Source organism: Fastidiosibacter lacustris (genome assembly GCF_003428155.1).
GTDB lineage: Bacteria > Pseudomonadota > Gammaproteobacteria > Francisellales > Francisellaceae > Caedibacter > Caedibacter lacustris.
The window spans coordinates 1-14,299 of the sequence record NZ_QLIR01000008.1 but is presented as its reverse complement, the minus strand read 5'-3'; the positions used below and the strand labels follow the sequence as shown (position 1 = coordinate 14,299).

At 35.1% G+C, this 14,299-nt stretch carries 15 protein-coding genes, 1 pseudogene and 1 riboswitch; of the genes and pseudogenes, 11 read left to right on the top strand and 5 right to left on the bottom strand.

The window, feature by feature from the left end; all coding sequences use genetic code 11:
- The first annotated feature begins 2 nt into the window (after positions 1-2).
- Complete coding sequence (locus DNJ77_RS05155) at positions 3-434, top strand: hypothetical protein (protein ID WP_116963928.1); 432 nt, start codon at positions 3-5, stop codon at positions 432-434.
- Positions 400-885 (top strand): ribosomal protein S18-alanine N-acetyltransferase, encoded by a 486-nt coding sequence (rimI, locus tag DNJ77_RS05150; RefSeq protein WP_116963927.1) that lies wholly within the window; start codon positions 400-402, stop codon positions 883-885. The genes DNJ77_RS05155 and rimI overlap by 35 nt, the downstream gene beginning before the upstream one ends.
- A 20-nt stretch (positions 886-905) precedes the next feature.
- On the opposite strand, the gene DNJ77_RS05145 is transcribed toward rimI, so the two are convergent.
- Together DNJ77_RS05145 and DNJ77_RS05140 are read right to left on the bottom strand one after the other, a co-directional pair.
- A complete protein-coding gene (locus tag DNJ77_RS05145; protein ID WP_116963926.1) occupies positions 906-1,661 on the bottom strand; it encodes an HAD family hydrolase in 756 nt (251 codons plus the stop codon).
- Positions 1,600-2,055 (bottom strand): hypothetical protein, encoded by a 456-nt coding sequence (locus DNJ77_RS05140; protein WP_116963925.1) that lies wholly within the window; start codon positions 2,053-2,055, stop codon positions 1,600-1,602. Before DNJ77_RS05140 ends, DNJ77_RS05145 begins: the two co-directional genes overlap by 62 nt.
- Positions 2,056-2,143: 88 nt before the next feature.
- On the opposite strand from DNJ77_RS05140, the gene secA reads away from it, so the two are divergent.
- Entirely contained in the window at positions 2,144-4,858 is a 2,715-nt protein-coding gene (secA, locus tag DNJ77_RS05135; protein WP_116963924.1) for a preprotein translocase subunit SecA, read from the top strand.
- A gap of 169 nt (positions 4,859-5,027) precedes the next feature.
- Here the strand turns inward: secA and dctA are convergent, their stop codons facing one another.
- On the bottom strand, positions 5,028-6,284 hold the full coding sequence (dctA, locus tag DNJ77_RS05130) for a C4-dicarboxylate transporter DctA (protein WP_116963923.1): 1,257 nt from the start codon (positions 6,282-6,284) through the stop codon (positions 5,028-5,030).
- A 269-nt stretch (positions 6,285-6,553) separates the two neighbouring features.
- Between dctA and queF the strand changes: the two genes are divergently transcribed.
- On the top strand, positions 6,554-7,378 hold the full coding sequence (queF, locus tag DNJ77_RS05125; protein WP_116963922.1) for an NADPH-dependent 7-cyano-7-deazaguanine reductase QueF: 825 nt from the start codon (positions 6,554-6,556) through the stop codon (positions 7,376-7,378).
- Between the two features lies 1 nt (position 7,379).
- Here the strand turns inward: queF and DNJ77_RS05120 are convergent, their stop codons facing one another.
- Complete coding sequence (locus DNJ77_RS05120) at positions 7,380-8,378, bottom strand: hypothetical protein (RefSeq protein ID WP_116963921.1); 999 nt, start codon at positions 8,376-8,378, stop codon at positions 7,380-7,382.
- A gap of 180 nt (positions 8,379-8,558) precedes the next feature.
- A riboswitch (cobalamin riboswitch) is annotated at positions 8,559-8,744 on the top strand.
- A gap of 27 nt (positions 8,745-8,771) precedes the next feature.
- Between DNJ77_RS05120 and DNJ77_RS05115 the strand changes: the two genes are divergently transcribed.
- Together DNJ77_RS05115 and DNJ77_RS05110 are read left to right on the top strand one after the other, a co-directional pair.
- Entirely contained in the window at positions 8,772-10,739 is a 1,968-nt protein-coding gene (locus DNJ77_RS05115) for a TonB-dependent receptor (protein WP_116963920.1), read from the top strand.
- 6 nt (positions 10,740-10,745) lie between these two features.
- On the top strand, positions 10,746-11,387 hold the full coding sequence (locus DNJ77_RS05110; protein WP_116963919.1) for a hypothetical protein: 642 nt from the start codon (positions 10,746-10,748) through the stop codon (positions 11,385-11,387).
- A gap of 1 nt (position 11,388) precedes the next feature.
- Here the strand turns inward: DNJ77_RS05110 and DNJ77_RS05105 are convergent, their stop codons facing one another.
- Complete coding sequence (locus tag DNJ77_RS05105; protein WP_157966602.1) at positions 11,389-12,249, bottom strand: class I SAM-dependent methyltransferase; 861 nt, start codon at positions 12,247-12,249, stop codon at positions 11,389-11,391.
- Between the two features lie 182 nt (positions 12,250-12,431).
- Here DNJ77_RS05105 and DNJ77_RS05100 point away from each other — a divergent pair, with 182 nt between their 5' ends.
- From DNJ77_RS05100 to DNJ77_RS05090, 5 genes and pseudogenes are all read left to right on the top strand, one after another.
- On the top strand, positions 12,432-12,866 hold the full coding sequence (locus tag DNJ77_RS05100) for a DNA polymerase III subunit chi (RefSeq protein WP_157966601.1): 435 nt from the start codon (positions 12,432-12,434) through the stop codon (positions 12,864-12,866).
- A gap of 99 nt (positions 12,867-12,965) precedes the next feature.
- Complete coding sequence (locus tag DNJ77_RS05095; protein ID WP_204723366.1) at positions 12,966-13,247, top strand: type II toxin-antitoxin system RelE/ParE family toxin; 282 nt, start codon at positions 12,966-12,968, stop codon at positions 13,245-13,247.
- Positions 13,248-13,286: 39 nt separating this feature from the next.
- A complete protein-coding gene (locus DNJ77_RS09925) occupies positions 13,287-13,466 on the top strand; it encodes a hypothetical protein (protein WP_157966600.1) in 180 nt (59 codons plus the stop codon).
- Positions 13,402-13,602 carry a helix-turn-helix domain-containing transcriptional regulator gene (locus DNJ77_RS10210; protein WP_420810615.1) on the top strand — a complete coding sequence of 67 codons (201 nt, stop codon included), beginning with the start codon at positions 13,402-13,404 and terminating at the stop codon, positions 13,600-13,602. The genes DNJ77_RS09925 and DNJ77_RS10210 overlap by 65 nt, the downstream gene beginning before the upstream one ends.
- Positions 13,603-13,796: 194 nt before the next feature.
- Positions 13,797-14,051: pseudogene (locus DNJ77_RS05090) on the top strand (type II toxin-antitoxin system PemK/MazF family toxin); the annotation flags it as partial.
- Positions 14,052-14,299: the final 248 nt, after the last annotated feature.

Below are 14,299 nucleotides of genomic sequence, written 5' to 3'. Positions count from 1 at the left end.
TCATGATGATTGATAGTAGGCAAAAAGTAATTTTACAGTATTTAGATATCGATTTATGGTGTTATAAGCATAAGCAACAAACAATTATTGAGTGTATAGATAATAATAAGAATTTTGATTCGATCGTTATAGATACACATTTAGTAGATGTTATTCTATCAACACTTCAGCATAAAAAAGTACTGGCATGTTTTCTAAGTGCTATGTTTAAGCACAAAAAGATTCAGTACCACGAATATTCAACGCTTGATATAAAAAAAATAATGGCATCTAATGGAATTATTATTTATGATGAACGTTTGATGATAGAGGAGTTGGGTGGAACATATGATTACAGAAGTTTTAAAATCCCAATCGATAAACTCACAAGCGCTAATATAAAAAAACAGGCTATGATCCATGTCTACGCAGTATCAGATTTTACCACTAAGTGAAAATTACCTGCCTCAGATGATGGATATTGAGCGTGAAGTATTTGATCATCCATGGTCGGCTTCACTAATGAAAGACAGTATCTTATCCGCACATACTGAAACCTGGGGATTGTTGGACCCTAATGATCGCTTAATTGCCTTTGTGGTTGTCTCGGCTATTTTTGATGAAGCTGAGATTTTAAATTTCTCAGTAGCCAAAATCTATCAACACCAAGGTTTTGGACAAAAATTGTTGGCATATTTAATGAATCATTTGGCGTATAAGAAGATTGAAAAATTATTTTTAGAGGTGGGGGTCAGTAATATTCCTGCAATTAGTATTTATAAAAAATATGGTTTTGAGCAAATCTCGGTACGTAAAAACTATTACCAAGTTGGTGACAAACAAGAAGATGCACTTGTTTTACAAGCTACTTTACAGCCAAAAGAATCATCTCACTATTTTAGGTAAGTGAAGGATGGCATATCACACTATTTTGAATTGTAGTTTAAGGAGTTCGAGCATTGTTTGGCATATTGCTTTAATTCTACGAATTGTTCGATGACGTTTAAAGCACCTAACTTATGTAAATTTACACCATTGGCATAGCCATGACTGATTAAAATACAGCTCATACCAAGCACTTTGGCACATAAATAATCATTTAACGAATCACCAATCATAAGACTCTGTTCAATTGTAGCGTGAAGTTTGTTGCACGCATAGGCTAAAGGTGCAGGATGAGGTTTGTAAAACGCTGTCGTGTCTCCTCCAGCGATGCAATCAAAATAGGGCATTAAATTTAAATACGACAAAATTTTGATAGCGTGTGCTTGTTCTTTGTTGGTAACAACTGCCATAGGGATATTTTGTGATTTAAATATATCTAAGGTTTCAATAACGCCAGGGTAGATATAAGTGTGTTCTCCCATTGTAAGTTCATAGTATTTTAGTGTTAAATCAAGCGCTTCTTTAGCATAACGTTTAACTTTATCTTCGGGCAGATCAAGTGCAAGCACTTTTTGGGTTGTCGTGGGAAAACCTTTGCCAATGATACTTGCCGTTGTTGTATCAGTAATGGCCGTTAAGTTGAAATGAGCGCGCATTTTGTTTAAAGCATAGGTGATGTCTTTAACGCTATTGATCAACGTGCCATCAAGGTCAAAAAAAAGATAGGAAAACTGTTTAGTTGTTTTGATCATAGTGTTTTTTAAGAAAGGTGTGAATGGAGTGCTTGATTTGATCATTATTTATTTGGTCTGCTAAGTGTTTAAAAGCCGTTTGTGCACTTTGTGGTGCAGGCTTGGCATGATGATCTTTTTGGTTACCTAAGAAATTGAATTCAAGAATGAGCTCCAGTTTTTCAAGGCGATTAAAGTAGTCACTTGTCTTTAACAATGTAATGAGCTCTTTTTTAAGTTCTCGAAATTTAGAAAGCAATTCTGGAATATCCGTTTTTAACACAAGTTTAGTACCATTGTAAAAGCACACTTTGGTGTGGTTGAAATAGGGAATATTAAAATTGAGCAACGTTTGTTGAGTCGTTTGAGCGATATCGTGCTGTTTTTTTATTGAGTGCAGAAGAGTTGACTTTTTGACAGTAAAAAGCTCATCAACTGAGTAGTTTGTCTTACGGATCATTTTGACGCACTTAGCTTTTGTTATGGAATAAGTTGCAGTATAATCCAAAACCAGTTAAGTGGAAACCAACCCATCGTTTGGAAGATAGATGATTATAAAAAAACTATTTGGTAGCCGTAATGACCGTTTAATTAAAAAAATGCGAAAAACGGTTGATAAAATCAATGCCTTAGAATCTGAAATTGAAAAGTTTACCGATGCTGAATTACAAGCAAAAACGAATGAATTTAAAGAGCGTTTAAAAAACGGCAATACTTTAGAACAGCTGTTACCAGAGGCATTTGCGGTTGTTAGAGAAGCAGCAAAACGCGTTAAAGGTATGCGCCATTATGACGTACAACTTATTGGTGGGATGGTGTTACACTCTGGTAAGATCGCCGAAATGCGTACTGGTGAAGGTAAGACGCTTGTTGCGACGTTGCCAGCTTATTTAAACGCATTAACAGGTAATGGCGTGCATGTGATCACTGTTAATGATTACTTAGCTTCGCGCGATGCTGAGCTTATGGGGCAAATATACAGTTTTTTAGGTTTAACGACAGGTATCATCATTGCTAATTTATCACCAGATCAACGCAGAGCAGCTTATGCTTGTGATATCACCTATGGTACTAACAACGAGTTTGGCTTTGATTATTTGCGTGACAACATGGCTTTTAGCAAACAAGATCAAGTACAAAGAAGTCGCAATTTTGTCATTATTGATGAAGTCGATTCGATCTTAATTGATGAAGCCAGAACGCCTTTGATTATTTCTGGAGCATCAGAAGATAGCTCAGATATGTATTTATTATTTAATCGCTTAGTACCAACTTTGACCAAGCAAACAAACTCGGAAGCAAATGATGGGGATTTTTATCTAGATGAAAAATCTAAACAAGCTTATTTGACAGATCAAGGTCATACAAAAATTGAAGAAGCATTGATGCGTGAAGGCATTTTAAATGAGAGTGATAACTTATATTCACCTCAGCATGTCACCAAAATGCACTATTTAAATGCGTGTTTACGTGCGCATAACTTGTATCAGAAGAATGTTGATTATATTATTCGTGATCAGGAAGTGATTATTATTGATGAGAATACTGGACGAGCCATGGAAGGTCGTCGCTGGTCAGATGGTTTACACCAAGCAATTGAAGCCAAAGAAGCTGTCAAGGTACAAGGTGAAAACCAAACCTTAGCTTCCATTACTTTTCAAAATTTCTTCAAATTATATAATAAACTGTCTGGTATGACGGGAACGGCAGATACTGAGGCCTTTGAATTTCACGAGATCTATGGTTTAGAAGTTGTAGTGATTCCAACAAACCGTCCACCTAAGCGTGAAGATCATCATGATCGTATTTTTGGTGACCAAAAAGATAAATTTAAAGCAATTGTTGAAGATATCAAAACGCGTGTTGAAAAAGGTCAACCGGTTCTTGTTGGTACAGCATCGATTGACACATCTGAAATTTTATCAACGTTACTGCGTAAAAAGAAAATAAAGCATGAAGTATTAAATGCCAAGCAGCATGCAAGGGAAGCGGCAATCATCGCTCAAGCAGGTTATCCAGGGAACGTTACAATTGCAACTAACATGGCAGGTCGAGGTACTGATATTATTTTAGGTGGGAACTGGGAAGCAGAAATTGCGGCACTAGAAGCGCCTACGGTCGAGCAAATTGCTAAGATTAAAGAAGATTGGAAAAAACGTAACCTGCAAGTCATTGAGGCAGGTGGGTTGTGTATTTTAGGTTCTGAGAGACATGATTCACGTAGGGTGGATAATCAATTAAGAGGGCGGTCAGGTCGCCAAGGTGATCCAGGTGAGAGTCGTTTTTATTTATCTATGGATGATAATTTACTACGCATTTTTGCCTCTGAATCTTTAGCTAATAGAATGAAAAAAGCATTGGCAGGGGGAGAGTCGATTCAATTTGGAATGATGACGCGTTTTATTGCTAAAGCGCAATCAAAGGTTGAGCAATACCATTTTGACATTCGTAAGAACCTGCTTGAATATGACAATGTTGCTAATGAACAAAGAATGGTGATTTATAAACAGCGTGAAGAGCTTCTAAGTAGAGAAGATGTTTCTGCCATTATTAACAGTATGCGCTATGATGTAGCAGAAAAGTTATTTCATGACCACGTGCCAGCAAGATCGATAGAAGATCAGTGGGATTTGGAAGGTTTGGAAACAGTATTATTAAATGATTTTGCTATTTCAATTAACTTGCGTAGGATATTAGCAGAGGATGATCATTTAACTGATGAGCACTTAAAGGAAATTGTCGTTAAAGCAATCGTTGATGAATATCAGCATAAAACACAAAATAAAACACAAAACTTAGACTTAACCGCAATTCGTCACTTTGAGAAAGTCAGTTTGATGCAGGCACTTGATAGCCATTGGCGTGAGCATTTAAATGCGATGGATCATTTACGCAACAGTATTAATCTGCGTGGTTATGCACAAAAAGATCCTAAAAATGAATACAAAAAAGAGTCATTTGAGCTTTTTTCGAGCATGCTTGATAACTTTAAATATGAAGTTATTTCTAACTTAGCGAAGATTCGAATCCAAGCGCCAGAAGAAGCGCAAAAAATGGAACAAGAATGGAAGAGTTCGATTAAAAATATCGAAGCACAACATGAAGATGTATTGGCAGGTGGTAGCTCATCAAGACACGATGAAGAGACAGCACATCGTGCACATCAACCATTTGTGCGCGAAACACCTAAAGTCAAACGTAATGATCCATGCCCATGTGGTTCAGGTAAAAAATATAAACAATGTCATGGTGCGTTAGCTTAGATCCTTAGATCTTAGTAGGACTATATTTTTTGCAGCAAGCTACGAGGATTGCTAAATTTGACTCAATGTAGGGGTTAATACTTTGTCAGGCCATAATTTTAAGGAATATGGCAAAGCATTTTTCTTGATTTGAAGGCACGAATGGGTGACGATATGAAAATTTGAACACTCATTTTTTAAATTGTAATGTTGTATAGAGTTTTTGAAGATCTAATTGTTTATTCCATTTGGCAATGATAATAGTGGCAATTGTGTTGCCAATCATATTGGTAATGGATCGACCTTCTGACATAAAACGATCTATCCCAAGTATGATTACAATTCCTGCAACAGGAACCGTTCCAAGTGCGGCAAGCGTGCTAGCAAGAATAACGAAACCACTACCGGTCACCCCGGCAGCACCTTTAGAACTAATTAACATGACCACTAACATAAATAATTGCTGCTCAAAACTTAAATGTACATTTAAGGCTTGTGCGATAAAAATTGCCGCAAGTGATAAATAAATTGCTGTACCATCAAGGTTAAATGAATATCCTGTTGGAATAACAAGACCAACGATGCTTTTATCACAACCAAGCTTGGTTAACTTTTCAATTAGGTTGGGTAAGACCGTTTCTGAGGATGAAGTTCCTAAAACGATTAGAATTTCAGTTTTAATGTAACGAATGACTTTAAAAATATTAACCTTGCAATAAAAGTGCAAAATCAAACCAAGCACTACAAAGAGAAAAATAAGGCAGGTAAGATAAAAGCACATGAGTAAACCTAGTAAACCAACTAATGTATGTAAGCCATATTTACCAATGGTGTAAGCCATAGCAGCACAGGCAGCTAAAGGGGCATAGTACATGATGCTATGGATGATTTTGAAAAATACTTTGGATAAATGTTGAACACCTTCTAAAATGGGTTGTCCTTTTTCACCATACATGAGTAAACCAGTGGAAAAAAGAATAGCAATAAATAGTACTTGTAAAATTTCTCCGTCACTAAAAGCACTGAAAAAAGTATGTGGGATGATATTTAAAAGAAAACCAGAAATACTATCCATTTGCTTTGCTTGTCCAATATATGCTTGAGCTGAATGCATGTCTAGATTATTTGGATCAATGTTCATGTTTGATCCTATAGGAAAAAGGTTGGCAACAATCAGACCAATTGCAAGAGCAGCTGTCGTTGTGATGATAAAGTATACCAATGCTGCACCACCAATTTTTCCAACTGCTTTTAAGCTTTTCATTGCAGTAATACCAGAAACAATAGTTAAAAAAATAATTGGTGCGATAAGCACTTTAATAAGTTTAATAAAAACATCTGCAAATGGCTTTAATGCAATTGCAAAGGCTGGCTCAATCGCCCCGAGTATTACTCCGATACCGATACCTATAATAACTTGAATATAAAGATGTTTAAAAATACGCATGTGTTCCCCATTGTTTTTATTTTATGTGTAAATATGTATCAAAATTGCAATTGAGTCAATTGTTTGCAATTTAAAGCATCAAAATCATTAAATTTTTTTGCCATTATTACTTTGAATATGTAGATTGATGAATATAATTTTAACGTGTTTAGTAAGATGACAACAAGTTTCGGAAAAAGAGGGTGAACGTTGGTTAAGTGTGTGCTTAGTATTATATTATTTGTTATGGTAGAGTGTTTAAACCTGATTAGTTGTAAGAGGATGATGAAATGAATTTAGTATTATCTGAACTTGGTAAAAAATCAGAATATAAAACAGAATATGATCCAACCTTACTCTTTCCTATTCCTCGTACAATTAAGCGTCAAGAGCTGGGGATAACAGCTAAGCCAACCTTTAGTGGGGTGGATATCTGGACAGCGTTTGAGGTTTCATGGCTTAATCTTAAAGGTAAACCACAAGTCCGTATTGCGATATTTGAAATTGATGCCTTATCGCAATGTTTGATTGAGTCAAAGAGCTTTAAATTGTATTTAAATTCATTTAACAATAGCCGTTTTGCCGATGATGAAATTGTAATCAAAACAATGCAAGAGGATTTAGAAAAAGCTGCAAATGGTACAGTAAAAGTGACATTGTATTGCTTGACAGACTACCCTATCCAAGTGACTCCAATGTTTGAGGCAGAATCATTGGATGAGCTAGATGTTGAAATTACAGAATATATTACTAATCCTAATTTTTTGTCAGTTAATCCAAAAGTGATTGTTCACGAATGTCTGAGTAGTGATTTATTAAAGTCAAATTGTCTTGTAACGTTTCAACCAGATTGGGGTAGTGTGTTAATTGAGTATCAAGGAGCAAAAATTGATAAGGTTGGCTTGTTAAAATACATAATCTCATTTCGTAACCATAATGAGTTTCACGAGCAATGTGTAGAGCGAATTTACAATGACATTATGCAAAACTGTAAACCTGAAAAGCTTATGGTTTATGCACGCTATAGTCGTCGAGGTGGATTGGACATTAATCCGCTTCGTAGTAACTTTACTCTTGCTGAGAAATTGAAAACATTGCGTTTAGCAAGACAGTAAGTCAAAGATCAGATCTTTGATATTCTCTTAATTTAGGCTGACAAGGAACGTTTGAGTATTCTTCAATCTGGTAAGCGATTTTACATGACTCATGTTCGCATAATTGATATGAATTATCAGATAAACCTTCAGGATATACTTTTTTACCTGATTGACAAATATCATTTATTGCCTTTGCAAACTTGATCTTTTCTCCCATCTCATTGCCTTTTAAACCTAAATACGCACCATCTGTTTTTAAGGCGCTATAGGCTTTATCTTCACTTAATGTTTTATCATTAAAACTGTCAATCTGACATAAATATCCTGACTCACATGACCATTCAAATGTTGTATATGGTCCATGTAATGACTGATAGTTATATAAGTTGGTTGCGTAGATTGCAACCATTCCCAAATAGGAAGTCAAAGTACGCATAGCAGATTTAACAGCACTGCGCGCGCTAATAGCTTGTTGAATTAATTCTTGTGGTAATATTTCACCTTGATAATGGATCGCTTTATAGCTATCTTGAAACTCACGCGTAAAAATTTGCGTAATCAATTCATTATAAGCCTTTCTTACAAGCCCGTCTGATGGTTGAATCAAAAGGTTCATTTGAAGCTGTGTGTCTAAATAGGAGAAACGTGCTAAGGAAAGTGATTTGCAAAATGCCATTGGATATTTGCTATATAAAGTTTGTGAAATCCATTGAGATAGGGCTTTATCAGTCTTAGCTAACTTTTGTATTTCTTGCAGTTGATGTTCAATATATTGTCTTGCAAAATGATCACCTGTTATTGCTTTATCTAAATTTTCAGAAAAATCTTTTTTGAATGCCATGATAGCATCAATATTTTCATTAAACATATCTTCAAAGAGAATGTCATCGAAAAAATATCCTACATAGTGAGGATCGTTAACGTTGGCGTTACTTTTAATTTCGGTAGAAGCAAAACTGACTGAAGATAACAGTGTAGTAATAGTGAAGGTAGAGATTATTAGTTTTTTTATCATCATAATTTTATTTCCTTTTGTTTTTTAACATCGTATTTTAGCCTATGTGACATTTCAATGCTCTTGTCTTAGATTCAACGTTTAGATGATGTTTTGTAATGACTCAGCTGATTGAAAAGGCTTGCAGATAAGTTTTGCTAATTTTTAGCATTGGTATATTCCCATTTGCCATAAATCCCTCTAGTATCACCAACTGACTTAGGTGCGCAGTGCGTTAAAAGGGAAATTGGTGAAAGACCAATACTGTACCCGCAACGGTAAACCAGTGTATTTAAAAGATACTAGAAGATCTTGCATCACTTACTAATAAGTTAAAGAGTGAAACAGTTATGGTTAAGTCCGAAAATCTGCCTATGTCTAAATGTTTACGGGGATATAAACGAAAAAGAGGATAAAATGAAAAAACAGATTTACATCGTAATCAGCTTGAGCTTCGCGATGACACATTTTGCTTGTGCAGATAATTCACAAGAAAGTGCTCACTATACACTACCAACTATCGTTATTCACTATAACAAACAAGGGACTCAAGCACACACGAGTGATCTCAAAGCAACCAATCCAATTGCCGTTGAGTTATTTCCAAGCTATGGCAATCAAAGTATCGACAATATGCTTAAACAAAACGCATGGGTAGAAACTAGAATAAGCAGTGGCGCTAATCCTACATATTATCTTAAAGGGCAACGTGCAACGGTGTTGTTAAACGGGATGTCATTGAATCAATTTAATAGTCAAGCGCAAAATACCTCGCTTGTTCCAGCCAATAGCATAGAAACCATCGACATCAATCCAACTGCAAGCAGTGTATTATATGGCTCAATGGGATTAGGTGGTACAATCGCGATCAAACAAAAATTTATTGATTACAATCAATATTTGATTGGCATGAGTACAAGTTATCCACTAGGAGGTGGAGTCAATCTTTTTGTAAATCAACTATTAGATCAGCAAAAAACCTGGGCTTTTCAATTGATCACCAATACAGAAAGTTTGGATAACTATCGCGATTATTCACGCAATAACAACAATAATATTGATTTTACATTACTACATCAAACAAACACTCAACAATTACGCTTTAATTTTAGTGATAGTTATCAATATCTGCATTTCCCAGGTGGTCTATCTCAATTAGAAAGCGATCAAGATCCTTGGCAAGCAAGTTCTTCTGGCAGACAAAAATATATCAATCACACTATTAATAGCCAGCTAGGCTTAACTCAAAAAATTAATCAAGAATTCATCTTTAACTTACAATCACAATATCAACAACAATGGGCAAATGTGATTTTTGCCAATCCAGGCTATGGTTCATCGAAACAAAACAGTAGTCTTTTTTATCTGCGTCCTAGCATTACTTATCAAAACAATTGGTTAAAAAATATTACAGGTTCTGAGTTCAACTATCAAACGTTTAAGCAAAGCTCGACTATTTCAGACTCTAGACAAACAAATGTCGCTATTTTTAACCAAGCAGATCTAAAACTAAATCTAAAGTGGCAAACAGGTGTGGGTGGTCGTTATGAACATAGCTATACACAAGGAGACCTTATCTTATCTGCCAGTCACGGCTCACAGATTATTAATATCGGTGCGGGAGAGTTGTATTTGCAATACAACTGGGCAACAAGCTTTAATACGCGTGCATCTATATCTTATGCTTATCAGTTACCTTTTATCGATCAGTCTAACCTTACACCTGGTTTAACTTCAAATTTTGGATTGGATCCACAAACTGCTTGGATTTATCAAATAGATAATCAATATAAAAACAACAAACTTGAACTCAAGAATAGTACTTATTGGATGCTGATTAACAATCAAATTGCTTATAATGGCAATGATCCAAGTTCATCTTTTGGTGCCAATATTAATTTTCCACCTACTCAAACGATTGGTAATTTATTTTCGCTTGACTATAGATGGTCACAAATGCTGAGTAGCGGCGGTAGTTTTGTGCTTAATTTAAATACATTTAGATTTGGTACATTTAGTCATGCTAACAATATAAAAACTGATATCAGTAATAATACCGTTCCAGGTCAATCTCCTTTTAGTGCTGAGATTCACGGCAATTGGCATCTCATGCCTGATTTGACGTTATGGTTGCAACAGCAGTATTTCAGTGCTCAATATGCTGATGGTGATTATTCCAATACGCTTGCCAAACAAAGTGGATACTTTCTTACCAACCTTGGCGCTAAGTATCAAATCAATCAATGGCAATTTAACTTAAGTATTTATAACTTATTTAATAAGTTTTATTACAGCTATGTTGCCACTGCTGATTTTAAGCGTCTAAGCTATTATCCTGCAAATGGCATAACAGCAATGCTTAACATCCAGTACACTTTTTCGTAACCTTTTATGAAAAAAGCATTAGTTTTTTCGTTTTTAATACACGTTGTCGTTATTGCTACACTTACTTTGATTAATTTCTATATATTTGTCCCGATACATAAAGAGCTTATATTTTCAAATCACCTACAAAGTATACCTGCACATATTGTTTATTTTACCCAACCACACATTACCAATATTGAAAACACACCAAACTCTACTCAAAATAAATTTAACTTTATAAAACGACATTCAACAGTAGAGCAATCACCCATCCTTGTGATAACTAGTAATAAACCAAAGTTTGTCACTCCTTTAGAAACAAAAGGGAATCAACAGAAAAACAATATTGACCTTACCGATACGCCTAAATTTACTCAACAAGTAACAAGCTATAGCACTTCCAGAGAAGTACAACAAGCCTTGTCACACTTGCAAAGTGCATTGACTGAGCTTTTAAATCAGCATAACCCAGACTACAGTACCAAGTTTGATATTTACATCACACTAGAGAAATCAGGTACGATAAAGTCGATTGTGTTTAGCCCCTCACCCCCTAATCAGCTTAAGGAATATATTCTCTATTTTTTACATCAACAAAGCTATACAAAAAAACTAAGTTTTAAGGATGATGTTAATATAAATATTCCAATTCAGTTGGTGTTTTAAATCATACTTTTTGTGTAGTTATAAACCGATGTGGCACCGCTTTTTTATCTTCTATTATTTTGAAGCCTGCTTTTGTAAACATTTTTTCTAAATCCATCGTATGAAATGCGTTAACAAAGGGTTCGTTGAACTTTTGTGATAACAATCTAAAATACATTCCTTTAAAGCCATGTGTTCTGAATAAAGACCAATAACTTTGATGATATTGGACAGGCGATGGCTCAACAATAACGAAAAGCCCACCCTTCTTCAATACCCTATTGGCTTCTTGCAACAACTTTTCAATATATTTTGGTGGGATTTCATGTAAAACGTAACATGCACTTAACCCTTCAAAGCGTCGAGTGCAAAAAGGAAGCGCTTCTGCGATTGCTTGAACAAAGTATATGTCCTTATAAGTCTTAGCTGCACATTGCAGCAAATAAGGACTAGGATCGATTGCCCAGACATCAGTCACGCCTTGCGCCTTTATGGCAGCGGCTGTTTTAGCACCAGCACAACCTATATCTAATACCGACCAACAGCACCCTAATTTTTCAGCAATATATTGTCTTGCTTGTGGCATACTATTTAACATTACAATATCAAAACCTTTTATATAGCCTTTGGTTAAAGTGTTTGAATAATTTCCGCCAGGAAGGTTATGAAATTCTTGTAATACGTATTTAGGAATAGATGATTTTCCAGGTAAATCATCTACAATTTTAATTGCATTTCGCTTGGATGAAAAAGTTGCTTTCAAGAGCAAAAACCATGTATAAGGATGCTTAAAATTAAGCTCATCTACCCATGAATTTGGCAATTTGACATTCTGCCAATCCACTGGAGTGGGGTCATTTGCATCTGCTTCTTCGTTTTTCAATTGATTTACACTTAAACTTTTAAAAAAAATTTCTGACAGACTATACACACTTATTATTTTTTTTCTACAACCATTACCGCACGGGATAATTTGTAAAAATTTAAAATAGCAAAAACGAGTTTGCCATAAAAACCTGCTGCTATTATGATGTATTGTACGCGTGCTTAGTAAAGCTTATGGTTGTGAATATTGAATTCTTTATTTTAAAAAGTGCAGATTCAAAGAGCTATCTTCAATTTGTTGCTGATCAGGTTAAAGCATATTATCAGGGTAATAAACCTATTGTTATTTATGCTGAACCTAGTATTTGTCAAGCGCTAGATAAGCTATTGTGGTTTGATCAGGAAGATAGCTTTATTCCACATTTTTATGTGACTAAAGATAGTGAGTTGGAATATATCAACTTACCAGTACTTTTGGTAAGTGATGCTGGTTTTTTGGATAAGTGTATAAAAGATACTCTAATTGACCTATCCTTGCAAACAGAGGTTAACTATAGTCAGTTCTCAAGTTTAATAAAAATAGTCGATCAGGAGCCTTATCGCCTTAAGGCATCGAGAGTGCAGTATAAGCAATTACAACAACAAGGCTATCAAATACAAGTTCACAACTTTTAAAGAAAAAATGGAGCAAATAGCTTCAATATTTAGTAATTTTAATTTTTATCGGAATAATTATTATTTTATATTCTGTCGCTTGTAAGCTACAATCAAACCATGAGACAGATACGCATATACAAAACACCAGATGGTAAAGAGCCTTTTAAAACATGGCTAGATAGCATCAAAGATAAAATAATTAAAGCCAGAATACGTAGGCGAATTGATCGTCTATATTTGGGTAATGAAGGCGATCATAAGCATGTTGGCAACGGAGCATTTGAACTGAGACTAGCATTTGGTTCTGGATACCGTGTTTACTATGCCAAAGAAGCTGATATCACCTATATTTTATTGCTTGGCGGAGATAAAAAACACAGTCTAATGATATTAATCTAGCTCAAAAATATTGGCTTGAACTAAAATCAGGAGATCATTGTGAATAACTATATTACACAAAACACAACTGATTATCATGCAAACCTAATCCAAAGCTTACATGATAAAGATGAAGCCACTGCTTATTTAGAAGTAGCACTTGAAGAATACGAAGATGATGGTGATAGTCAGGCTTTTATGCTTGCCCTTAAAATGTTGTCGAAGCACAGGGTGGAATAGGTTATTTATCAAAAAAACGGGATTAGATCGAGCACACTTATATAGGGTATTATCTAGCAAAGGAAATCCAAGATTTTTAACACTAGGTAATATATTAAAAGCCCTAGGTTTTAAGCTATCAGTAAATGCTATATAGAAGAGCTAGTAAGACCCCATGTAATTGATAAAACACTAGAAGACGGATAAGGCTATGGCTTTAGATAAAGAGAGAGAAAAAGAAGCAATGCAATGGTGTAATGGAATATCTGGAGACATGGCGAGTGAAACGCGGTGAAGTTTGGTGGGTTGAATTTGATCCCGCTGTAGGGAGTGAAATAAAAAACAAGATCAGCGGTAATTTTAAGCAATGACCTCGCGAATAAACACTTGTCACGTGTTGTATTAATTCCGCTCACAAGCAATACAGAGAAACTTTACCCTGGTGAAGCTTACGTGACTTTGAATGGAAACAAGAGTAAAGCGATGGATGATCAGCTCATGGCAGCAGATAAAGCAAGACTTAAGAGTCAAATTGGATCTATAACACAACATGATCTGCTTACGATAGAAGATGCAATTAAACTTCACTTGAGTTTTCAGAATTAGCAATAGGTGTTTCAAACAATTCCCTTATAAATAAGAGATGGTGCTATATTAATTACTTCTTTAAAGTCGGTATAGATCACCATGTCAAAACTCTCACAAAAAAAGCGAAAAAGCTTGCCGCTAAATTATAGATTGTCTTAATTCTTAAATTTAGTGATGGACTATCCTTAATGCAGACTTAAAAAGAAAAGAAAAAGGATAACCTATCATGATTAAGCAATTATATAAAGTCGTACAGAGCCAATTAC